Source organism: Acinetobacter sp. CAU_H_S139_7 (assembly GCF_058599305.1).
In genome coordinates, this window is record NZ_CM178651.1 from 1,352,849 (window position 1) to 1,376,000 (window position 23,152).

At 41.8% G+C, this 23,152-nt stretch carries 23 protein-coding genes; 15 read left to right on the forward strand and 8 right to left on the reverse strand.

Annotation, left to right across the window (positions count from 1 at the left end; all coding sequences use genetic code 11):
- Window positions 1-52: 52 nt before the first annotated feature.
- From rpiA to AC4MC0_RS06665, 8 genes are all read left to right on the forward strand, one after another.
- A complete protein-coding gene (gene rpiA / locus AC4MC0_RS06630; protein ID WP_491887396.1) occupies window positions 53-724 on the forward strand; it encodes a ribose-5-phosphate isomerase RpiA in 672 nt (223 codons plus the stop codon).
- 127 nt (window positions 725-851) lie between these two features.
- The gene (locus AC4MC0_RS06635; protein ID WP_004696687.1) at window positions 852-1,535 is read left to right on the forward strand and encodes a YgjP family zinc-dependent metalloprotease; all 684 of its coding nucleotides are present in this window, start codon (window positions 852-854) and stop codon (window positions 1,533-1,535) included.
- A 259-nt stretch (window positions 1,536-1,794) separates the two neighbouring features.
- On the forward strand, window positions 1,795-2,829 hold the full coding sequence (locus AC4MC0_RS06640; protein WP_491887397.1) for a GGDEF domain-containing protein: 1,035 nt from the start codon (window positions 1,795-1,797) through the stop codon (window positions 2,827-2,829).
- A 107-nt stretch (window positions 2,830-2,936) separates the two neighbouring features.
- On the forward strand, window positions 2,937-3,992 hold the full coding sequence (gene argC / locus AC4MC0_RS06645) for an N-acetyl-gamma-glutamyl-phosphate reductase (protein ID WP_171262485.1): 1,056 nt from the start codon (window positions 2,937-2,939) through the stop codon (window positions 3,990-3,992).
- A 79-nt stretch (window positions 3,993-4,071) separates the two neighbouring features.
- On the forward strand, window positions 4,072-4,818 hold the full coding sequence (locus AC4MC0_RS06650) for a DUF6776 family protein (RefSeq protein ID WP_078424936.1): 747 nt from the start codon (window positions 4,072-4,074) through the stop codon (window positions 4,816-4,818).
- A gap of 17 nt (window positions 4,819-4,835) precedes the next feature.
- Window positions 4,836-5,252, forward strand: a complete 417-nt coding sequence (gene clpS / locus AC4MC0_RS06655) for an ATP-dependent Clp protease adapter ClpS (RefSeq protein ID WP_004981811.1) — start codon at window positions 4,836-4,838, stop codon at window positions 5,250-5,252.
- A 9-nt stretch (window positions 5,253-5,261) separates the two neighbouring features.
- Window positions 5,262-7,538 carry an ATP-dependent Clp protease ATP-binding subunit ClpA gene (clpA, locus tag AC4MC0_RS06660; RefSeq protein WP_491887398.1) on the forward strand — a complete coding sequence of 759 codons (2,277 nt, stop codon included), beginning with the start codon at window positions 5,262-5,264 and terminating at the stop codon, window positions 7,536-7,538.
- Window positions 7,539-7,625: 87 nt separating this feature from the next.
- A complete protein-coding gene (locus AC4MC0_RS06665; RefSeq protein WP_005401079.1) occupies window positions 7,626-7,979 on the forward strand; it encodes a YnfA family protein in 354 nt (117 codons plus the stop codon).
- A gap of 27 nt (window positions 7,980-8,006) precedes the next feature.
- Here the strand turns inward: AC4MC0_RS06665 and AC4MC0_RS06670 are convergent, their stop codons facing one another.
- The 3 genes from AC4MC0_RS06670 to AC4MC0_RS06680 form a co-directional block, all read right to left on the reverse strand.
- Window positions 8,007-8,480, reverse strand: a complete 474-nt coding sequence (locus AC4MC0_RS06670; RefSeq protein WP_004981805.1) for a hypothetical protein — start codon at window positions 8,478-8,480, stop codon at window positions 8,007-8,009.
- A gap of 90 nt (window positions 8,481-8,570) precedes the next feature.
- Window positions 8,571-9,491, reverse strand: a complete 921-nt coding sequence (argF, locus tag AC4MC0_RS06675) for an ornithine carbamoyltransferase (RefSeq protein WP_010326946.1) — start codon at window positions 9,489-9,491, stop codon at window positions 8,571-8,573.
- A gap of 121 nt (window positions 9,492-9,612) precedes the next feature.
- Window positions 9,613-10,263, reverse strand: a complete 651-nt coding sequence (locus AC4MC0_RS06680; RefSeq protein ID WP_005401081.1) for a TetR/AcrR family transcriptional regulator — start codon at window positions 10,261-10,263, stop codon at window positions 9,613-9,615.
- A 246-nt stretch (window positions 10,264-10,509) separates the two neighbouring features.
- Between AC4MC0_RS06680 and prpB the strand changes: the two genes are divergently transcribed.
- From prpB to AC4MC0_RS06700, 4 genes are all read left to right on the forward strand, one after another.
- The gene (gene prpB, locus AC4MC0_RS06685; RefSeq protein WP_062033198.1) at window positions 10,510-11,394 is read left to right on the forward strand and encodes a methylisocitrate lyase; all 885 of its coding nucleotides are present in this window, start codon (window positions 10,510-10,512) and stop codon (window positions 11,392-11,394) included.
- Between the two features lie 2 nt (window positions 11,395-11,396).
- A complete protein-coding gene (gene prpC / locus AC4MC0_RS06690) occupies window positions 11,397-12,533 on the forward strand; it encodes a bifunctional 2-methylcitrate synthase/citrate synthase (protein WP_224468976.1) in 1,137 nt (378 codons plus the stop codon).
- Between the two features lie 180 nt (window positions 12,534-12,713).
- Window positions 12,714-13,175 (forward strand): DUF2147 domain-containing protein, encoded by a 462-nt coding sequence (locus tag AC4MC0_RS06695; RefSeq protein WP_279746802.1) that lies wholly within the window; start codon window positions 12,714-12,716, stop codon window positions 13,173-13,175.
- Between the two features lie 250 nt (window positions 13,176-13,425).
- Entirely contained in the window at window positions 13,426-14,352 is a 927-nt protein-coding gene (locus AC4MC0_RS06700) for an alpha/beta hydrolase (protein ID WP_491887399.1), read from the forward strand.
- Window positions 14,353-14,421: 69 nt separating this feature from the next.
- Here the strand turns inward: AC4MC0_RS06700 and AC4MC0_RS06705 are convergent, their stop codons facing one another.
- The gene (locus AC4MC0_RS06705; protein WP_279700912.1) at window positions 14,422-16,059 is read right to left on the reverse strand and encodes a long-chain-fatty-acid--CoA ligase; all 1,638 of its coding nucleotides are present in this window, start codon (window positions 16,057-16,059) and stop codon (window positions 14,422-14,424) included.
- Window positions 16,060-16,662: 603 nt separating this feature from the next.
- Here AC4MC0_RS06705 and AC4MC0_RS06710 point away from each other — a divergent pair.
- Window positions 16,663-16,899, forward strand: a complete 237-nt coding sequence (locus AC4MC0_RS06710; protein ID WP_125273347.1) for a hypothetical protein — start codon at window positions 16,663-16,665, stop codon at window positions 16,897-16,899.
- A gap of 68 nt (window positions 16,900-16,967) precedes the next feature.
- On the opposite strand, the gene bioB is transcribed toward AC4MC0_RS06710, so the two are convergent.
- Both bioB and queG read right to left on the reverse strand, forming a co-directional pair.
- Complete coding sequence (bioB, locus tag AC4MC0_RS06715; protein WP_004981788.1) at window positions 16,968-17,957, reverse strand: biotin synthase BioB; 990 nt, start codon at window positions 17,955-17,957, stop codon at window positions 16,968-16,970.
- Between the two features lie 301 nt (window positions 17,958-18,258).
- Window positions 18,259-19,353 carry a tRNA epoxyqueuosine(34) reductase QueG gene (queG, locus tag AC4MC0_RS06720; RefSeq protein WP_491887400.1) on the reverse strand — a complete coding sequence of 365 codons (1,095 nt, stop codon included), beginning with the start codon at window positions 19,351-19,353 and terminating at the stop codon, window positions 18,259-18,261.
- Window positions 19,354-19,375: 22 nt separating this feature from the next.
- Here queG and AC4MC0_RS06725 point away from each other — a divergent pair, with 22 nt between their 5' ends.
- Window positions 19,376-20,845 carry an NAD(P)H-hydrate dehydratase gene (locus AC4MC0_RS06725; RefSeq protein WP_491887401.1) on the forward strand — a complete coding sequence of 490 codons (1,470 nt, stop codon included), beginning with the start codon at window positions 19,376-19,378 and terminating at the stop codon, window positions 20,843-20,845.
- Window positions 20,842-21,120 carry an acylphosphatase gene (locus AC4MC0_RS06730; RefSeq protein WP_491887402.1) on the forward strand — a complete coding sequence of 93 codons (279 nt, stop codon included), beginning with the start codon at window positions 20,842-20,844 and terminating at the stop codon, window positions 21,118-21,120. Before AC4MC0_RS06725 ends, AC4MC0_RS06730 begins: the two co-directional genes overlap by 4 nt.
- A gap of 67 nt (window positions 21,121-21,187) precedes the next feature.
- Here AC4MC0_RS06730 and slyD read toward each other — a convergent pair whose 3' ends face one another.
- Both slyD and AC4MC0_RS06740 read right to left on the reverse strand, forming a co-directional pair.
- Window positions 21,188-21,670 carry a peptidylprolyl isomerase gene (gene slyD / locus AC4MC0_RS06735; protein WP_004696728.1) on the reverse strand — a complete coding sequence of 161 codons (483 nt, stop codon included), beginning with the start codon at window positions 21,668-21,670 and terminating at the stop codon, window positions 21,188-21,190.
- Window positions 21,671-21,809: 139 nt separating this feature from the next.
- Window positions 21,810-23,111, reverse strand: a complete 1,302-nt coding sequence (locus AC4MC0_RS06740) for an NAD(P)/FAD-dependent oxidoreductase (RefSeq protein ID WP_335999285.1) — start codon at window positions 23,109-23,111, stop codon at window positions 21,810-21,812.
- Window positions 23,112-23,152: the final 41 nt, after the last annotated feature.

Here is a 23,152-nt window from a genome sequence, read left to right on the forward strand (position 1 = left end):
CATTTGGGCTGTAAAATCAGCAACAAATGTCAAAAAATAGTTGAGCCAAATTATGAGTCTGTATGCTACCCAAGATGAAAAAAAGCAAGCTGCTGCAAAAGCTGCCTTAAAGCACTTACCTAAAGGTGGCATTTTAGGGGTGGGTACAGGCAGCACCGTCAATTTCTTAATTGAACTTTTACCTGAGCTTCAGCTTGAAGCGGCTGTGGCAAGTTCAAAAGCAACGGCTGAGCGCTTAAAAAAATTAGGCATTGAAGTGGTTGATATGAACTCTGTGGGCGGTTTAGATGCCTATGTAGATGGTGCAGATGAAATTGACCGTCATATGCATATGATTAAAGGTGGTGGGGCTGCACTTACTCGCGAGAAAATTGTAGCTTCAATTGCGAGAAAATTTGTTTGTATCGTTGATGACTCTAAGTGGGTCGATCAATTAGGCCGTGACTTCCCACTTCCGATTGAAGTGATTCCTATGGCACGTTCGGCTGTGGCACGTAAAATTGTAGCGCTCGGTGGTGATCCTGCTTACCGTGAAGGCGTGGTGACGGATAACGGTAATGTGATTTTAGATGTTTATAACCTGAATATTTTAAATGCGCTTGAGCTTGAAAAAACCATTAACGACATTCCAGGTGTGGTGTGTAATGGTATTTTTGCAATCAATAAAGCAGATGTGGCAGTTGTTGCAACAGACAGTGGTATTGAAGAGCGTACCGCGGTTTAATTTTAAATCTTCCCTGAGCTCTTCTTTGAAAAAGAGGGGCTAAAAGCAAAAACATTTTTATCTTATGTTTTTCTCCCTCCTTTCAAAAGGAGGGTCGGGAGGATGATTCAATAAAAGAATAATATTAATGACCTTAGCAGACCTACCTGAAATTCAAATCACCCATCATGCACGTGCGACCCGGTTACGACTTCGTGTTGAACCAACTCAAATTCGTTTAACCGTGCCTAAATTTTGTAGCAAACGGCAAATTCAGGATTTTTTAAATCAATCTGAACAATGGATGGTTGAAACTTGGCAGAAGCAACAAGCCAGTCTGCTACAGATAGATCAAACCCTTCCCACAGAATTACGGTTATTTAATCGCCAAAATGCTTTAACGGTGAGCTATCAAACACAAAAAAATGCGTATATTTTGGATGAGCACAATCACCAGCTTTGGATCAGTGACCGTCAGCCTGAAAGTTATTTAAAATCTTTTGTGATTGTATATGCCAAACAGCACTTGCCTATTTATTTGCAACAGATTAGTCATGAAACTGGTTTAAAATTTGCACAATGTTCAATTCGTCAGCCCAAAACACGTTGGGGGAGTTGTAGTGCCAAACACGACATTATGCTTAACAGTGCTTTAGTGTTGTTTCCTGAAGCCATTACGCGTTATGTCTGTGTGCATGAACTCGCACATACGCAACATTTTGATCATAGTGCACGCTTTTGGGCGGAAGTTGCCAAATATGATGCTGCTTTTCAACAGCATCGAAAAACTTTAAAAACAATCGCATTGCCGCATTGGTGGGCAGGCGTTTAAAGTTAATTTTACGTACAAAATTGAAAAATAATTTCTTCTGATTGATTGAGGGTGAGTCAAAAAATGCTCTAAACTTCATGATCTAAGGTAAACATTCCTCAATTTCAGTCCAAAGACCTCAAATGTGAATTTTACAGATATCCACTATTTTATATTAATCGTTCCAGCTTGCCTGATTTTAATGGGAAGCTTACTTTTAATATGTCATTTTGCTTTTAGGGCTCCCTCATATTTATTGTGGCTCGGGCTTGGATATATTGTGCCTTCGTTTTCTGTGGCCGCGCAAAGTTTTATGTCGAATAAGCAGTTGGCTTTGTCGGCACCCATTTTAGGCAGTATGTATTTGTTTGGCGCATGGGCCAGCGCTTATGCCATGGGCTTAAGAAAGAACGCGAATGCACGTCCATATTGGTGTCTGGCCTTGGTCGTGATGGCTTTACTTTCACTCAGTTATTATTCCTACGTAGATGATCAACTGTGGATCAGAATGCTGATTTTAAACATTTCAATTGCATTGGTTGAGTCTTTGGTTTTGTTTTCAATGTTTAAACATTATCAAGGGATTGATTTGCTCAATAAAATAGTCGACTTTTCCTACTTGTTTATTGTGCTGTATAACTTTGTTCGCGGAATCATTATTTTTCTCTTTTTAAGAAATATCGAAGCAGACATGCTGGCAAATTCAGTTTGGTGGCTGATGATGCTTGCTGCGAGCATTATCTTAAGTATGTGGTTTGCAATAGTGCTGCTCGGAACCTTGGTGCGCGATATTATCCATCAACTTAATGATGAGCGACTAAGAGATCCGCTAACGCATTTATTCAATCGACGTGGTTTTAACGAAGCGGCTAAACGGAAGTTGCATCAGCTCTCTAAACAGTCTTATTTCTTGCTCATGTGTGATATTGATCATTTTAAGAAAATAAATGATACCTATGGGCATTTGGTGGGTGATCAAATTTTACAACAAGTCGGTCAAATTATTGGGCAAAACGTCCGTGCGCACGACTTAGTGGGGCGTTTTGGTGGAGAGGAGTTCATTGTCTTATTGCAAATTGATGACGCCACGCTGGCTTATAATATTGCCAATCGTATTCGTTTAGGTATTGCCGATGCACGACTATCCTCCAAAAGTATTGCCGTGACAGCAAGTTTCGGACTGGCTGCGGTACATCAGCCTAACTTAAAATATGCCATACATACTGCCGATCAATTGTTATATCAGGCGAAACATTCGGGACGAAATCAGATTGGTTTTGAGCCTGCACAGAGTATATTGGATGTGTCTCATTAGGTGTCGATAGCACTAAAAACGCATAAATTCCAAGTAAAACAGTTTAGAAAGCAGAAACTTCCTGTCATACTAGGCAGTTACGAAATGGACAGTTTAAGTTTGAGGTAATACACGTGATTTCAGTTGGTATTGTCGGCGGTACAGGTTATACAGGCGTTGAATTGTTGCGTCTTTTACTACGACACCCAAATGTGCAAGTAAGCGTATTAACATCGCGTACAGAAGACGGTCGCCGTGTAGATGATATGTTCCCAAGCCTACGTGGACATACCGAACTCAAATATTCAGATTTGAATATTGATGAACTGAAAAAATGTGATGTGGTGTTCTTTGCGACACCGCATGGCGTTGCCATGAAGCATGCCGAAGAGTTGGTGGCTGCAAATACTAAAGTGATTGACCTTGCCGCAGACTTTCGTTTACAAGACTTAGAACAGTTTGAAAAATGGTATGGTATGCAGCATGCGTGCCCTGAACTACTGAAAGACTCGGTTTATGGTTTGTCAGAATTAAACCGTGAGCAGATTAAACAAGCCAATGTCATTGGTAACCCTGGTTGTTATCCAACAACAGTACAACTGGGTTTAGCGCCGTTATTTAAGCAAAACGACACATTAGTTAAACCTGAAAGCATTATTATTGATGCAAAATCGGGTGTGTCTGGTGCAGGCCGTAAAGCCAGCCTTGGGATGATCTATTCTGAAAATGCAGATAATTTCAAAGCTTATGGCGTTGCAGGTCACCGTCATCATCCTGAAATTGTGGAAGCGTTGGAAAATATTTCAGGCTTAAAAGAGGTGTTTAACCACATTTTATTTGTCCCGCATTTGGTGCCAATGATTCGTGGCATGCTGAGCACGATTTATGTGGACTTAACCGATGCAGGTGAAGCTGCTGATGTGCAAAGTTTATATGAACAGTTTTATGCCAATGAAGCTTTTGTCGATGTGATGCCTGCGGGAAGTTCACCAGAGACACGTTCTGTGCGGGGTGCAAATCAACTACGTATTGCGCTGTATAAACCACAACCGAAAAAATTAGTGGTCATTTCAGTACAAGACAATTTGGTTAAAGGTGCAGCAGGTCAGGCCGTTCAAAACATGAACTTAATGTTTGGATTTACTGAAACAGCGGGCCTAGACGGAATTGGTTTATTACCATAAAAAACGTTTTAAAACTTCACACACATTTAGATTTCGATTTAAATGTGTGTTTTGAATTGAATCAAAATAAGAGATGACGATGCCGAACACTGACACAAATATGACGTCACAACAGCCTGAACCTGCAAAGCCGTTTTTACAGACCAATAAGCCCTTGGCAATTGGTGCTGCAATATTGATGCTTGCAAGTGGGGGATTGGGCTATACCGTCGGACATCGTCAGGGTTTAACGGTGGTAGGTTTTGATGCAGATGCTGAGCAACTGGTCGAAGTGGTACAAAAGCAAAAGACCAGTCTGGATGCTTTAAATAAAAACTATAACGCTGCTGTTCAGGAGCGTGACGTTGCTGTGACCAATTCAAATGAGCTGTATTTGTCGTTGCAAAAAGCGCTAGATCAACAAGCGCAATCTGAAACCACTGCGGTGATTTACCGTGAGGTTTTGCGTCAACGCGGTGGTATTCCACTGGCTGTGCAGCATATTGCGATTAAACCTTTGCCTGAAAATGCATTTGAATATCAACTCGACTTGGTTCAAGTCAGTCCATCTAAACGTGCAGCTTCAGGTACAGTTGAACTCCGACTCATTCGTGGTACAGAGGTTTTAGTTGTGCCTCTTGAAGACAAAAACTTTAACTTTGAAAACTATGAGCGTTTAACAGGGCGTTGGACAATGCCTAAAGGCTTTACGCCTCAGTTTATCGAAGTCCGTTTAACAGGTAGCACACCAGTGACACGACGCTTTAGTTGGTCACGTGGTGAAGCCGTAGAAAGTCAATCAGCATTTGTCTCTGAAATTCCTCAGGCTGAGGCGAATGCACAATAATTGTGAATTGTAAGTTTATGGGTATCTCTAAGCGTTCAACGTGTTTAAATGAAATCAAGCAGTCTTTTCATGAATCTGGCTATGTCGATTGGCATATCAGCCCGCGCTTGAGCAATGATGAACCGCATGAAGAAGAAAATGGGGATGTCGCTGTCCAAACCGCGCCACCAGAACTTAAGCGTCCGCCACTCTATGCTGTCGTTTTAATGAACGATGACTACACCCCAATGGACTTTGTTATTGAAATTTTACAACAATACTTTGCTTTGAATCTTGACCAAGCCACTCAAGTAATGCTAACTGTACATTATGAAGGAAAAGGTGTTGCAGGCGTTTACCCGAGAGACATCGCGGAAACAAAAGCAAACCAAGTCAATAATTACGCTCGGTCTCAAGGTCATCCTTTACTTTGTCAGATTGAGCCGAAAGATTAAGGGGGTTCCATGCTCAGTCGTCAATTAGAAGTATCCTTACGTTTGGCTGTTAGTATGGCTCGACAAAAGAGACATGAATTCCTAACCGTTGAACATTTATTATTGGCTTTACTCGATAATGATTCGGCCGTAAATGCATTGAAAGCCTGCGGTGCAGATATTATTGTGCTTCGCAAAGAGCTTGAAGAATATGTAGAGCAGCACACTCCTAAGCTGGGCGAAAACAGTGACCAAGCTCCGCATCCAACTGAAAGTTTTGACCGTATCTTACAACGTGCAATTTTTCATGTGCAATCAAGCGGTGGTGATCGTACAGTTGAAGGCGCAGACATTTTAGTGGCGATGTACTCTGAGCGTGACTCTTTTGCAGTCTACCTCTTGAAACGCCATCAAATTAACCGTTTAACTCTGACACAATACTTGGCCCACGGCACACGTAAAGACGAAGTGCAAGTGGAAGAAGAAATTGAAGATCTCGATGGTGAATCGACCAGTTCAAGCAACGCAGGCCCTTTAGAGCTGTATACAACCAACTTAAATGTTGAGGCACAAAAGGGCAAAACGGATCCTTTAATTGGTCGTGAAAAAGAAATTGAACGTGCTGCGCAAATTTTGTGCCGTCGTCGTAAAAACAACCCGTTATTGGTCGGTGATCCTGGCGTCGGTAAAACATCGATTGCTGAAGGCTTAGCTTGGCTCATTGTTAATGGTAAAGCACCGAAACCATTGGCAAATGCTCAAGTGTATAGTTTGGACATTGGTGCTTTGGTAGCAGGAACCAAATACCGGGGTGACTTTGAAAAACGTTTAAAACAGCTTTTGAACGCGTTGAAAAAGAAACCAGAAGCAGTTTTGTTTATTGATGAAATCCACATGATTATTGGTGCGGGCTCAAGTATGGGCAGTACGATGGATGCATCAAACTTGATTAAACCCGCTTTGGCCAATGGCTCATTGCGCTGCATTGGTTCAACCACATTCCAAGAATACCGCCAAGTCTTTGAAAAAGATCATGCATTGTCACGCCGTTTCCAAAAAATTGATGTCAATGAGCCATCTATTTCAGAAACGATTGATATTCTACGTGGTTTGAAGAGCAAGTTTGAGGATTTCCATCATGTTAAATATGATGACAAAGCTTTAATTTCTGCGGTTGAGTTGTCTGCGAAGTTCATTAATGACCGATTCTTGCCGGATAAAGCCATTGATGTCATTGATGAAGCAGGGGCACAACGTCGTCTGAAAGCTGAACAAGATGACACCTTGATTACCGTGGAAAATATTGAAGATATCGTGTCGAAAATTGCTCGCATTCCACCAAAAACAGTATCTAAAGATGACAAGACCGTTCTTGAAAATCTTGAACGTGATTTAAAACGTGTGGTCTTTGGCCAAGATGAAGCCATCGAAGCTTTAGGCTCAGCAATTAAACTGTCGCGTGCAGGCTTAAAATCACCAGATAAACCTGTGGGTAGTTTTGTTTTTGCAGGCCCAACGGGGGTAGGTAAAACAGAAGTCACCAAGCAGCTTGCGAAATTACTGGGTGTTGAGCTGGTTCGCTTCGATATGTCAGAGTATATGGAACGCCATGCGGTTTCACGTTTGATCGGTGCGCCTCCAGGTTATGTCGGCTTTGATCAAGGTGGTCTGTTGACCGATGCGATTCATAAAAATCCGCACTGTGTATTATTGCTAGATGAGATTGAAAAAGCGCATCCAGACGTGTTCAACTTATTGCTACAAATCATGGATCATGGTTCATTGACCGATAACAATGGTCGTAAATCAGACTTCCGTAATGTGGTGTTGGTCCTGACCACAAATATTGGCGCGGAAAGTATTTCTCGCGTGAGTATTGGTTTTATGGATCAAGACAATAGCAATGATAACCAAGATGCGATGAAAAAAGCATTTTCTCCAGAGTTCCGTAACCGTTTAGACAGCGTGATTCAGTTTAAAGCTTTACCAACGACAGTAATTGAAAATGTAGTGGATAAATTCTTAACTGAACTCCAAGCGCAACTGGATGAGAAAAAAGTCATTCTAGAAGTGGATCAAAGTGCACGTGAGTGGATGGCTGAAAATGGCTATGACCGTTTAATGGGCGCTCGCCCAATGCAACGACTCATCCAAGAGCATTTGAAAAAGCCACTGGCTGAAATGATTCTATTTGGTGAGCTTGCAGAACATGGTGGTAATGTTGCGGTCTCTGTGAAGAACGAAAATGGTAAAGCGGTTGGCTTAAAACTTGAAGTTTTTGAAGACCAAACGGCTGAACCTGCTTAAAGATCGCTACATAATAAAAAACCCGTGTTTGCACGGGTTTTTTATTGAAAAAGTATTTAACAGTTAGAAGTCATAAAAGTAGGTTGCATGGACATTCAATTGACGAAAGTCTTAAGTACATTTGTACTATTTTTGGTAACCGCTGTGATGGAAATATTAGGCTGTTATTTCCCTTATTTGATTTTAAATCAGGGAAGAAGTCATTGGTTGTGGATTCCTACAGCTTTAGCGCTAGGCGCTTTTGTGTGGTTGTTGACTTTACATCCGGCTGCGTCAGGACGTATTTATGCCGCTTATGGCGGAATTTATATTTTTACCGCATTGCTATGGTTGCGTTATGTCGATCAAGTTTATTTGTCCCGTTGGGATATAATGGGCGGGGCAGTGGTATTGATTGGTGCGGCCATGATTATCTTACAACCGCAAGGATTGGTTCGCTAAAGTAGGGAACCAATCGCTAAAAAGGTACTATTTGATGCCACAATCTTTTTGCTTTAATTCTAAATCGTAGCTATTTTTCTCAGAGCTGAGCTGTAATTTGACAATGTAGGGGTTATGGCGTTGATATTGATGCTCGAAGAAAGTATTACAGTTTTGCACAACATTCTTTTTAATCACTTTTTGAACTTCTTTTGTGCCTAAATCTTGTTCAAACTGCGCGAAATCAGGGGTAATGATCAAACCCTTAAGCTCGGTACGGTCTGCATATAGATTAAATTGTTCAATGATGGTGTTGTTATCAATTTCAATTGGGAGAGTTCGTGAGTCTTCTGCGGTTAATACAGTTAAAATCTCGTTCAGAGTTTCAGGCTGTTTAATTTTAAAATTTTGATCAATAATTTGTTTGGACTGTAAGTAGTCATCAAACTCTGAGGCTTGAACCTGAAAAAAAGTAGAGCTTAGGATTGTAGCAAGGCACAGGCCTGTTTTTTTGAAATGCATGGAAAGTGTCGCTTATAAAAATTATGTTCTGATTATAGCTTTGCCCGTATAAAAAAAGCACCCTTAGGTGCTTTTCGTTGGGAAAATTAATCAATCTTTCTTGGTATTTTCATTGATTAAAAACTCAACCAATGCTTTTTGTGCATGTAAGCGGTTTTCAGCTTCATCCCAAACCACGGCATTTTTATGGTCGAGCATCTTTTCAGAAATTTCTTCGCCGCGATGTGCTGGTAAACAATGCATAAATAAACAATCAGGATGAGCAAGATCCATAAGACGTTCATTCACTTGATAGTCTGCAAACGCAGCTTCACGAATTTTTTGCTCTTCTTCTTGGCCCATGCTTGCCCATACATCGGTCACGATAAGGTCTGCATTTACGGCAGCATCTTCAGCTGAGTTCACCAGTTCTGCACAATGTGCAAATTCACTTAAAAATTCTGCTTTGGGTTCATAACCTTTAGGCGCAGCAATTTTTAACTTAAAGCCCCACATATGCGCAGCTTCAATATATGAATTACACATATTGTTGCCATCACCAATCCACGCTACCGTTTTGCCTGCAATAGGCCCACGGTGTTCAACAAAAGTTTGAACATCTGCAAGTAGTTGGCAAGGGTGGTGATCATCGGTTAAAGCATTAATCACAGGAACTTTTGAATAAGAGGCAAAACGTTCAACAATGTCATGTCCAAAAGTACGGATCATCACAATATCCAACATGCTTGAAATCACGCGTGCTGAATCTTCAATCGGTTCACCACGACCCAATTGGGTGTCTCGTGGAGAGAGGAAAATTGCACTGCCACCAAACTGGCTCATGCCTGCTTCGAACGATACACGGGTACGGGTGCTCGATTTTTCAAAAATCATACCCATGACTTTACCAACAAACGGTTGGAATACTTCGCTGTTGTGCTGTTTACGCTTTAGTTCGATACCGCGTTGCACAACTTGGTTCAGTTCTAAAGTAGATAAATCGCGTAAGGTAAGAAAGTGACGTAGAGCCATTGTTACTCCACAATAATTGCTGAAAACCGAAATAGGTACAGAACAACAATTAGTTGTTGGTTGGTGAAAAGAAAAAAGAGAGTCGATTAATATACTATATGCAAAGGAAATTGCAAAAAAACTAGACTTTTTGATGACCTGCTAAGAAGCGATCTACACAATAATGAACATATTCTAGATTTTCTTGTTCATTTTCTTCAACATAGATGTTCATGAGTACTCGCCACTCTAATTCGCGCACAATGCCAAAAAAAAGCTGCGCAGAATAATTCGGATGTTCACATCGAATAATACCTATTTCATCTGCTTTGGTTAAAACACAAGCCACAGCATCTTCAATATGTTTAGGCCCTTGTTTGTGAATATGAAAGGCCAACTGCGGATTACGTTGTACTTGTTCCATAATGAGTCTTAAAAAAGAGGCATTTTCTGGAAGCACAAGATGTGTTTGAATATTTAAAATGGTTTGTATTAAATAAACGCGCAAATTGTCCTTAGTGAAATCAAAAGGCATACAAATATCTTTAAAAAACAGCTCACGACGGTAGTCACAAATGGCTGTAAAAAGACCGTCTTTATTTCCAAAATATTTGTAAATCGATGCTTTTGAACCACCCGCATGGTTGACAATATCATCAAGTGAAACCGCATCGTAGCCATGTTGCAAAAACAACTCGTTTGCACTTAATAAAAATGCAAGACAGCGTTCATGACCTCGTTTTGTGTGAGGTATGTCACGTGTAAGGGGTTCTAGTTGAACTGAGTCGTGCATATAACTAACAACAGCCTAATAAATGTGGATCTCTAGTTGCTATCATAGCAAAAATATGTACACATTGTTGTTTTGGGGCTTATCTGTTTACCACTAAACCTCAGTGCGTGGAAGAAAATTACATAATAAAAGCGTGAACCATGGGACTAAAGTTTTAGAGTTTTCATTCTAAAATGTCATAGCCAATTCAGTCATTATGGCTATACTCAAAACTCGAAAATTAAAGTAAATGCCGTGGAAAGGACGATGACAGAACAAAAATCTGCAGGCTTAAGATTTAGACAAGCACTAGAAGTGGAAAAACCATTACAAATTATCGGTACAGTCAATGCTTATGCAGCAATGATGGCGAAACAGGTGGGCTACAAGGCCATCTACCTTTCGGGTGCTGGTGTAGCCAACTACTCTTATGGATTGCCTGACTTAGGCATGACCAGTCTGGATAATGTTTTGGAAGATGTACGCCGCATTACCGAACGTGTAGATACACCATTACTGGTCGATATCGACACCGGTTGGGGTGGGGCATTTAACATTGCCCGCACTGTGAAACAAATGATTGCCGCAGGTGCAGCCGCAGTTCACATCGAAGACCAAGTAGCACAAAAACGCTGTGGCCACCGTCCCAACAAAGAAATCGTCACCCAACAAGAAATGGTCGACCGGGTAAAAGCCGCAGTTGATGCCAAAACTGATGCAAACTTTGTGGTGATGGCACGTACCGATGCCCTACAAAAAGAAGGCCTACAAGCGGTGATTGACCGTGCTTGTGCTTGTGTAGAAGCCGGTGCTGATGCGATCTTTGCTGAAGCAATGACTGACATTACCATGTACAAAACCGTCTGTGATGCAGTCGGTGTTCCAGTACTGGCCAACATTACCGAATTTGGCGATACCCCGTACTACACCAAAGAACAACTGGCAGAACAAGGCATCTCGATGGTGCTGTACCCACTGTCACCCACCCGTGCCATGCAAAAGGCAGCACTGGAAGTCATGCATGCCATTCGTAACGACGGAACCCAAGTCAACGTCCTCGACAAAATGCAACAGCGCAAAGAACTCTACGAATTTCTGGATTACCACACCTTTGAAAACACATTAGACAAGCTGTTTAAACAGGAGAATTAAAAATGGCTGAAGGAAAAGTCCTCACAGGCGCAGGATTGCGCGGACAAGTCGCAGGAAAGACAGCACTATCAACCGTAGGCAAAAGCGGAGCAGGTCTAACCTACCGTGGTTATGACGTCCAAGACCTCGCTGAAAACTGCCAGTTTGAAGAAGTGGCTTACCTGATCTTCTTTGGTGAACTACCAACAGCAGAACAGCTCACCGCTTACAAAGCTAAACTCAAATCACTGCGTCAATTGCCACAAGCACTCAAAGAAGTCTTAGAGCGTATCCCAGCAGACTCACACCCAATGGATGTGATGCGCACAGGCGTATCAATGCTGGGCAACCTAGAAACAGAACAATCTTTTGCCGAACAACAAGATGTTGCAGACCGTATTCTCGCAACCCTTCCAGCGATCATTTGCTACTGGTACCGTTTTAGCCATGATGGCGTACGCATTGAAGAAAATACCAATGACGATTCAATCGGTGCTCAATTCCTACACCTACTTCGTGGTGAAAAACCAAATGAACTGCATGAACAAGTGATGAATGTCTCACTGATCCTCTATGCAGAGCATGAATTCAACGCATCGACTTTCACCGCACGTGTATGCGCATCCACCTTATCCGATATGCATTCATGCATTACCGGTGCAATTGGTTCACTGCGTGGTCCACTACATGGTGGAGCAAACGAAGCAGCGATGGAAATGATTGAAAACTGGACGTCACCTGAAGAGGCTGAGCGAGAAATGCTGGGCAAATTGGAACGTAAAGAAAAGATCATGGGCTTTGGTCATGCAATCTACAAAGACAATGATCCACGTAACGGCATCATTAAAATCTGGTCAGAGCGCTTAGCCAAAGATGTGGGTGATACGGTACTGTATCCAGTTTCAGTACGTTGTGAAGAAGTGATGTGGCGTGAGAAGAAATTATTCTGTAACGCAGACTTCTTCCATGCATCGGCTTACCATTTCATGGATATTGCGACCAAACTCTTCACACCAATCTTTGTGATGAGCCGTGTGACAGGTTGGGCGGCGCATGTGATGGAACAACGTGCGGACAACCGTATTATTCGCCCAAGTGCGGACTATACTGGGCCTGAGCTGCGTAAAGTGGTGCCAATTGAAGAACGTTCAGCGGCTTAAATTGAAAAATTTGTAATAAAGCCTCTTCGGAGGCTTTTTTTATATGTAATTTTTTTGTTGATTTTTCTCACGGGTTAATTCATATTAATATTTAATTTTAATGAAATAATAGATAATTAAAAGAATAGAATTGCTATAATCGCGACCGTTTATTTCTTCATTTTTATTGTAATTTACTTTATGAAACATAAGTTTTTGTGTGCATCAGCACTGTTTTTGGGGTTGTCTCATTCTGCTTTCGCCATGCCATTTGATCCACTTATTGGAACATGGAAAGTGATTGATGATCGGACAGGGTATTATATTTCAGATATTGTGATTCGTAAGAATTCTAAAACATCACAATATAGCGCAGTGGTGACCAAGTACTATCCTTTGGCTGGAGCGCCTGTGAGTGATGTATGTAGTAAGTGTCAGGGTGGACTCAAGGATAAACCGATTTTTGGTATGCAAGTGCTGAATGGCTTAATGGGTGATGCAACAGGTCAAAAATTCGCAAAAGGCCAATGGCTGAATCCTCAAGATGGCCGTGTGTATAACATCAATACTGCGCAGTTAAATGCAGGTAAAGATCAGATGAAGGTACAAGCCTCAGCAAAAGATGCGAAAGGTTTGAGCAGCATGACATGGAAAAAGCTTTAAGTCTTTTGATTGTGTCGATAAAGCCATTGCACTTTCATAGTGCGGTGGCTTTTTTATGGATAAAAAAGCTGGAAGGGTATTTGCTAGATTTGCTTAATCCGTATAAAAAGGAAAAATCATCTTTCTTAGTGAGTATTCAAATAAAATTTTGTCTATACAATGAAGAGAGATGATTAAGAATTACTTAATTAATAATGATTATTATTATCATGTGTTAAGATTCAGTATTTCATGGCTGTGTATACGAAAAATGACTCATCTTTATAGAAAGATTTTTACTTCTCTGCTTTCGCGAATTTTTAGCTCGTTGTTGATCTTGGGTGCCAGTTTAAGTATTTATGCGAAACCTGAAATGAAACCTTTACCTGCCAATATTGCAGAAATCGGTTCGGCTTATTACAGCTTTAAAGTCAAAGAGTTTGCAACTACAGATCCAAATAAAACTTATAGCGTTTGGTTGGGTATTCCAAAGACAGTACAGAAGACGAAGGATGCTTATGCATCGGTCTTTATGCTGGATGGGAACGCTGCGATGTCCTATCTGAATGAAGAAATACTTAAGTCTTTGTATGAAAATGATGCCCCTGTATTGGTTGCTATTGGTTATAAAACCAATTTGCCATTTGCCACAGCTCTTCGTTCACTTGACTATACTCCAGCAGATTTATTAACTGGAAAACCCGCCCAAGATCCACGAAATCCAGAGCGAATGAGCGGGGGAAGTGCTGATTTTAGAAATGTGATTTTGAAGGACATCGCTCCTTGGGTTGAGCAGAATGTAAAGCTGGATGCGCAAAAAAGAGCGTTATGGGGGCATTCCTATGGAGGGCTTTTTGTGCTTGATAGCTTGCTCGATGGTCGTTATTTCAGCCATTTCTTTGCTGCAAGTCCATCACTTTCTTGGGCGGATGAGCGCATGATGCAAAAAATTAGAGCTGTAAAATTAGTCAAAGAGCCACAAAAACATGTATGGCTGATGGAAGGTGATCTTTTAATACATACTGGAGCACAGCAAAGCGCTAATTTTGATGCAAATGGCATCAATAAAAATAGAGAAATTTTGTCTATATTCGATCAGCAGGGCATAGAGTCTAAATTTTTAATCTATCCAAATCTAAAGCATGGTGAGGTCTTTAAAGCGTCTTTATTAGACGTGCTTTCAAATAAATTGTATTGATGGTATTTAAACTATCCGAACATAAAGAAAAGCCTGACCATATGATCAGGCTTTTTATTTTAAACAACGTTAAACAGGATTTTGTTCCAGTAGTACTTGGCCATATTGAGCACGGAGTTCACGTTTTAGCATTTTACCCGTACCGCTCAGTGGAATACTGTCGACAAAGATCACACGGTCAGGGATCTGCCATTTCGCAATTTTGTCCGTATAGTAGTCTAAGACACCTTGTTCAGTGACCGTGCTATCGGGTTTCTTCACAGCGATGACAATAGGACGCTCATCCCATTTTGGATGTTCAGCTGCAATAACGGCTGCCATAAGAATGTCTGAATGTCCCATCGCAAGGTTCTCAAGTTCAACCGATGAAATCCATTCGCCGCCAGACTTAATTAAATCTTTAGAGCGGTCACTGATGCATAAGAAGCCGTCTTCATCTAAGGTTGCAATATCACCTGTGTCAAACCAGCCATCGGTCGTGAGGGCAGATTCATCTTTACCAAAGTAACTGTCAATAATCCAGTGGCCCTTAATTTGTAGATTTCCAATCTGCTCACCATCGCGGACAATTTCATGGTTGCCTTTTTCTTCATCGGTAAGACGTAAATCTACGCCAAAAGGCGGACGGCCTTGAGAAAGACGTAGCTTGAAACGCTCTTGTTCAGAGAGCTGTTGATGTTTGGCTTTAAGTTGGTTGGCAGAGCCTAAAGGACTGGTTTCGGTCATGCCCCATGCATGGATGGTGTCACAGTTATAGTCATTTTTAAAGGCCGCTAACATGGATGGTGGGCAGGCTGAACCACCGACAACGTTACGGTTCATACTTGCTAGCTGGCTGCCTGTTTGTTTGGCTGCTGCCAGTAAACCTTGCCAAATGGTTGGTACACCCAAAGCCACAGTGACTTTATATGTGTCAATCATATTCACTAAACTTGGCCCATCTAAGCCTGGCCCTGGTAATACAACCGTACAACCGACCATAGCTGCTGCATAAGGTGTACCCCAAGCATTAACATGGAACATTGGCACTACAGGCAACATAATGTCATTTGCAGACAGATTGAGAGAATCGGGTAGGCTGATAGCAAAACTATGCAATATGGTAGAGCGGTGGCTATATAGTACACCTTTTGGATTTCCAGTTGTGCCTGAGGTATAGCACAAAGAGCTTGCAGTTTGCTCATCAAAGCTTGGCCAAGTGAACTGTTCAGACTCTTTACTGACCAAGTCATCATAAAATTTCACATCGGCAATTTTTTCTGTAATAGCCTCATCTGCGGCATCTAGGCAAATAAAGTGTTCTACATGGGGTAAGTGTGCTTTTACTGCAGCAATAAGTGGCGCAAAGGTTTTATCAAATAACACCACGCGGTCTTGGGCATCATTGATAATAAAAATCAGTTGTTCTGGAAATAAACGTGGGTTGATAGTATGGCAAATATAACCACTGCCAGAGATCGCATACCAAGATTCTAGGTGACGATGGTTGTTCCATGCGATGGTCGCCACGCGGTCACTTTGCGAAAGCCCTAAATCTTTGAGTACATTGGCAAATCGCTTAGAATTGGCTGCGACGTTGGCCCAGTTGGTTTCAGTGATACTGCCGTCTGTATTTTTAGAAATAATGGCTGTATCCGCATGGTAGCGTTCTGCGTGATCAATAAGATTGCTAATTAATAGCGGTTGAAACATCATACGTCCAAGCATGTATAAATATCCTTATCGTTGCTTTTTTATCAAACTCTTTTTTGGTTGCTCGAAACATCTGTTTTGAGCATTGATTGTATTTTTATCCTAGCTTGATCCAAATTTAAATCAAGCATTGTTTCATTCTCAGCCGCATTTTTAAAAGCGATGTGAAGCAGAACAATAAGTAAATAAAAAGCATCATTTAAAAAAGCAAATGACCATTTATCACTTTATGCTGTTATTCGACAAAAGGCACTTGAAATTTATAAAAAGTATGTTTAAAACTGTGTATAGCTCATGAGATATGAGTTGTGGGTATTTCAGGAAGATATACCTATTTTAAGAAGCGAATTTTTAAAAAATCATTTACAGGAGTTAAAAATGCTTCAGTTGTTTAAAAAATTATTTTGCATCCACGTTTATGAATATGAACAAATGACTGAAATAGGGGAGCATATGGAATGCCGAAAGTGTGGTGATTCTAAAACCGACTAATCATCTTAAGGAAAAGTGAGCGTAGGCTCACTTTTTAATGCCTGTATTTTTTTATGGCTTAGTTCGACTGAATTGACGCAGAACGGCTTACAATAGCCGAATAACAGTGTTTAGCGTATACAGATAATGACTAAAAATTTTCAAGCACAAACTTATATTGTCGATGATAATCTGAGTGATACCTTAAGCTGGCTGTGTCACCATCAAGAATGTTTCGAATCTTTTCACTATGACGCGATTCGCCAAACGTTAACTGTCCGTCATGCCAATGGTGAAGATGAGATATTCCAAGGTGATTATCTGAATGCCAGTTATGGTATTTTAATTACTGCGCATAATTTTGCTCAGTCGCCTGAAGGTTAAATAGATAGACATTAAAAAAGCCCCATACTGAATAAGGGGCTTTTTTTGTGCTTAGCAAATCTTGGGAATTAGCTTGCCATGGCATCTAGACTAAGGTCTGCCACCGTTGGTTTTGGCTTTTCTGCCACTAAACCTAATTTGGTGAACAGTTGACGGTCTTTACCTTCACCTGCATTTGGTGTGGTTAATAGTTTCTCACCAGAGAACAACGAATTTGCACCCGCCATAAATGCAAGTGCTTGGTCTGAGTCAGAAAGTGCTTCACGACCCGCAGATAGGCGGATATAGCTGTGCGGCATGATAATGCGCGCAACAGCAATGGTACGAATCCATTCCGTCACATCGAGTTTTTCAACATCTGCCAGTGGTGTGCCTTCAATTGGAACCAACATGTTGATTGGCACAGATTCTGGGTGAATTGGCATCGTTGCAAGTTCTTGCAATAAACCAATACGGTCTTCTTTCTTTTCACCTAGACCAACAATACCACCGCTACACACTTTCATGCCTGCTTGACGGACATATTCTAAGGTATTTAAACGGTCGTCAAAGGTACGTGTACTAATAATATGTGAATAATACTCGCGTGAAGTGTCGAGGTTATGGTTGTAATAATCTAAACCTGCATCTTTTAAACGTCCAGCTTGAGACTCATTCAGCATCCCTAAAGTCATGCAAGTCTCTAAACCAAGTGCTTTCACCTCTTTAACCATTTCTAGTACATAAGGCATGTCACGTTCATGTGGGTTACGCCAAGCCGCGCCCATACAAAAACGGGATGAGCCTGAGGCTAAAGCTTCTTTAGCTTCTGAAATCACTTTGTCTACAGCAATTCGCTTTTCGGCTTCAAGTTTTGAGTCATAACGTGCTGACTGAGAGCAGTACTTACAGTCTTCAGGACATTTTCCTGTTTTAATTGACAATAAAGTACTGACTTGAATGGTGTTGGCTTGGAAATGTTGGCGATGTACGGTCTGCGCTTGAAAGACGAGATCAAGAAAGGGCTGATCATACAAAGCTTCGATTTCTTCACGCGTCCAATCATTGCGTAGGTTCATAATGGCGATCCATTTTTAATTCTAACTTGTATACATCATACATTTAACGTGCCAACTTAAAAGGCATTATTGCTCAGTTTTGATAGTATCTCCCGATTATATTTTTAATTTTATCTTTTTATGAGATTGTAAAAATAGTTGCAAAGTTGAGCATTTTTTCGGAAATTTGGCCGCAAAATTCTATTTATTTAGATTTTTAGTTACACTGAAAATGCAGCTAAATAGATAAAATAAATAAAATTATGCAAGCAAATGGCTATTTGATTGAACTTTTATTGATTGAGTCTGTTTGAAGTAAGTTTTAGTGCTTTTTCATCAGTTGCTCTTGGATGGCCCAGTCAATATGGACTTGCACAATATCGTTAAGCTCTGGGCGAGAAGCTTGTAATTGCTGCAATATTTCATCTGAAAATGGTGCATTACCTAGACCAATCGCGACGTTACGCATAAAGCTTTGGTAGCCTGTACGACGTAGGGGACTCCCTTCTGTATTTGCCATAAAGGTGTTTTCATCCCATTGCCAAAGGTCAATTAGTTGAATGTCATCCAAACCATGACGTGGGTTAAAATCATCAATTGGTGTGGTTTTGGCAAAGCTATTCCACGGGCAAATGAGCTGGCAATCATCGCAACCAAACACACGGTTACCAATACCGCGGCGCAGCTCTAGAGGAATAATGCCTTGAAACTCAATAGTTAAATAGGCAATGCATTTACGCGCATCTAATAAATAAGGCTCAACAATGGCTTGGGTAGGGCAAATATCAATACACGCGCTACATGAACCACAGTGTTTGGTGGTGGCTTGGTCAAAAGGTAGCTCTAAAGAGGTAAACAGCTCACCCAAAACAAAAAATGAGCCTGATGTTTTATGAATGAGTAAGGTGTGTTTACCGACCCATCCCATCCCTGCATTTTCAGCCAATGATTTTTCAAAAATGGGTGCTGAGTCTGCAAATGGGCGAGATTCAAAATCACCAACTTTGGCTTTGATTTTCTGAGAAAGGGTCTTTAAACGCCCACGCATGACTTTGTGATAGTCACGTCCGCGTGCATAACGCGCAATGATGGCGCTATTTGGTGCAAAAGGCACAAGACGTGGTTCAGGAACGGCAACCAAATAATCCATACGCACACAAATAATGCTTTTGGTGCCCGGAACAAGCAAGGTTGGATCTGCGCGTTTTTCTAAGTTTTCAGCAAGAAAATGCATGTCACCATGATAACCAAGTTCTAAATATTTTTTAAAACGCGGCAATTCAGCTTGAGCATCTGGTTTGGCGATGACACAATCAGAAAACCCCAAAGCCAGTGCTTCAGCTTTAATCCAAGCCTTAAGCTGCTCTTGATCATATTGATCTACAGGGATTTTTGAGGAAGATGTGGATGTTGTCATAACCAAGAACAAAGGAAAAATCATGCATCAGCAAGTGTACCACAGCAGCGAGATTCAAGCATGGGAAGGGCGTTGGTTCGCGCAGCAAAATAGTGCTTATGGGTTGATGCAACAAGTCGCATGGGCAACAACTGAACAGATGCTGCCTAGGCTTAAACAGGACCAGGTCAAAAGCGTTGCGGTGTGTTGTGGTCAAGGCAACAATGCAGGTGACGGTTACTTGATTGCATCGTATCTAGCCGCGCAAGGTTATGACGTTGAAATTTATGTAGCAGCTTTGGGAGAGTCTACTTCACTGCAACAAGCACATGCAGCAGCTGTGCAACAGGGGATAATGATTCATACCGGTTTTGCTTTTCAACATTCATATGATGCCTATATTGATGCTTTGTTTGGCATTGGGTTAAACCGTGAACTCAGTTCAGACTGGCAAGCGGTCATTCGACAGATCAATAGACAAACAGGCTTAAAAATTGCGGTTGATATTCCAAGTGGTTTACAGGCCAACACGGGGCAAGTTTTACCTTGTGCAGTTGTCGCCGATTATACCTTTACGGCTCTGGGCTTGAAGGCTGGTTTATTTACTGGGCAGGGTAAAGCTTATGCAGGAGTCGTTGAGCTTATTTCGGTACTTCCCGTAGACAGTGCTTTAAAACCTTTAGCTTCACTTGCTCCACAGTATGTGCAGCTTGTACCACGTCAAGCCTTTGGACATAAAGGAAGTTATGGGCATGTACTGGTGATTGGGGGAGATGCGCAGATGGGTGGTGCGGTGATGTTAGCCGCTGAAGCTGCCTTTCACGCGGGTGCTGGCAAGGTGACGGTGGTGTGTGATGCAAAACACCATACTGCGATTTTATCCCGTGCACCCAATATTATGCTGCGCGATATTAACCAAATGTCGCTCCAAGAGCGTGAAGCGTTGGTGGCACATGTGGATGCAGTTAGTTTTGGTATGGGCTTGGGAAGAGACTCGTGGGCTCAGCAGCAGTTTGATGCATGGTTTCCACTCATTCAGACCAATGGTTTACAGGTGGTGTTGGATGCGGATGCTTTATGGTTTTTGGCTGAGAAGCCAGTAAAGCTTGGTAAACAGGTGTACGCAACACCGCATCCTGGTGAGGCCGCAACTTTACTCGGTATCAGTACCTCAGCGGTGGAGTTCGACCGTATTGCAGCTATTTATGCCTTACAAGAAAAATATGCAGGGCAATGGGTGCTGAAAGGTTCGGGAAGCTTGATTTTAGATACGCAACTTTGGATTTGTACCGCAGGTAATCCTGGGATGGGGACAGGTGGTATGGGAGATGTATTGGCAGGCATGATTGCCAGTTTAAAAGCACAGTTGCAAGATGACATTGCGTTACATCAAATTGTGACCTTACATGCCCAAGCAGGCGATCTTTTGGCTCAACAAGGTGAGCGTGGTTTACAAGCGCAGCAAATGAGTCAGGCTATTTATACGGTCGTGAACCGAGAGCATACAGTATGAAAGCAGTAAAACTGACCATATCGGGAAAAGTTCAGGGTGTTGGATATCGATGCTGGTTTGCACAACAGGCTGTTGTTTTAGGTTTAAAGGGTTATGTACAGAATCTGGCTTCAGGTGCAGTTGAAGCGCTGCTTTTGGGTGATGATGGTATGGTTGCCGAACTGGTGAATCGCGCTAAAGTCGGGCCAACTCATGCGGTAGTCACGGATGTGTTCATCGTAGAACTGGCTTCAGAACAGCAAACATTTACAGATTTTCAAATACGTCGCGAATGACCAAGTATGCAAAAAATAAAAAAAAGGGCGAAAGTTTAACTTTCGCCCTTTTTTAAGATGTTAAATCTTAGTGGTGGTGACCACCAGCACCGTGCGCATGGCCGTGCTGTAATTCTTCTTCAGTTGCATCGCGGATTTCTACGATTTCAACTTCGAAAGTTAAGTCTTGACCAGCAAGTGGGAAGTTCGCATCAACAATTACGTTTTCGCCTTCAACTGCTTTTACAGTTACGATTTGAACGCCATCATCAGTTTGAGCTTGGAACTGCATACCCGCTTGGATGTTGTCTACGCCTTGGAACATTTGCGCTGGAACTTCTTGAACGAGTTCAGGGTTGTATTCGCCATAACCTTCAGCAGCAGGAACAGTAACAGTGAATTTTTCACCTACAGTTTTGCCTAGCAATGCATTTTCTAAACCTGGGATGATGTTACCTGCGCCGTGCAAATATGCAAGTGGTTCACCTTGTGATTGGTCTAGCGTTTCGCCTTCAGCGTTAGTCAATTTGTAGTTGAAAGAAACCACGTGATCATTTGCGATAGCAGTCATGTTTTTCGTCCATTCATTTAGAATTTAAGGGGTATATCATAAAGTGAAAAGCAGCTTTTGTAGACTAAATTTAGCAAAAAAACTGCATTTTCCACGTTCTTATGGCGTTTTTTTATTAGTGGGGACGCATTTTTGGATTTCAATGCAATTTTATTTTCGGACCGACTTTTTTATTCATCAGGTCTTTTGCGGTCATCAGCCCAGCTTGGGTATAGCCATGTAAGGTGGCCTGATGGAGTCGATATAAAGAAACATACATGGTTTTTGCCAGCACGCCTTGTACATTAACTTGGCCCAGTAGCTCGCCGACAGCTTTGTATTGACTGAGGGAAACCAAAGAGCCTTTGTCAGAAAATTTAAACATCGGCAAAGACTGACCACGAATGCGCACTTTAAGCGCTCGAACCAAAAAGGCCGCTTGTTGACTGGCCACTTGAGCGCGTGGGCCAAGGACTGGTTCATCGGCCGCAGGTTGGCAGTGGGCGCAATCACCAAAGGCAAAAATGTTGGGGTCGGAACGGGTTTGCAAAGTTGCATAGACTTTAAGACGGCCAATCGTATCTTTTTGAAAGCCTTCAAGCGCGTTTAAAACGACAGGCGCTTTGATGCCCGCTGCCCAAACTTTAAGATCGGCATCGATTTGTGAGCCATTGGCAAAATAGACATGGTCTTTATCTAACTTGGCAACACGGTGATGGGTGAGGACTTCAACGCCAAGCTTTTCCAATTGAGTATGTGTGTGTGTTGCCATTTTAGTGGATAGGGCGGGAAGAATACGATCCGCTGCTTCAATCAAGGTCACTTTGACTTTATTTGGGTCAATTTTATTGAGACCGTATTTAAAAAAAGTACTTTTCGCATGGACCAATTCGGCTGCAAGCTCGACTCCTGTGGCACCTGCACCAATAATCGCAATATTGAGTGCGCGTGTTTCGGGGCGGTTTTGTGCATCCAAATACAAATGTAGAAGGTCTTGCTGGAAAATTTCAGCTTGCTGGCGACTGTCGAGGAAGTGGCAGTAATGTTTAGCGCCTTCGGTCGCAAAGTCGTTAGAAGTCGAGCCGACGGCTAGGACTAAGGTGTCGTAGTTGAGTTCAAACTGTGTGGTTTCAGTGCTTTGTTTGGCATATTGGCGTGCTTCAAGTTTTACTTGTTTATGTTCTTGGTCTAAGCCGACAAAACGACCTAAAACAAACTCATAGTGATGTTTAGACGCATGTGCAAAATAATTAATTTCTTCAACACTTGGATTGAGTGTACCTGCCGCAATTTCGTGGAGTAAGGGTTTCCAGATGTGAGTGAGGTTTTGATCGACGAGGGTGATTTTCACCCACTTGGATTTTGCGAAGCTGTCACCGAGTTGCGTTGCTAACTCTAGACCACCAGCACCACCGCCAATAATAACAATATGGTGTGGCACTTGTTCTGTTTGTACAGCCATATGAAGCAACCTATTTATTATTAAAAAAAGAAGATGACATT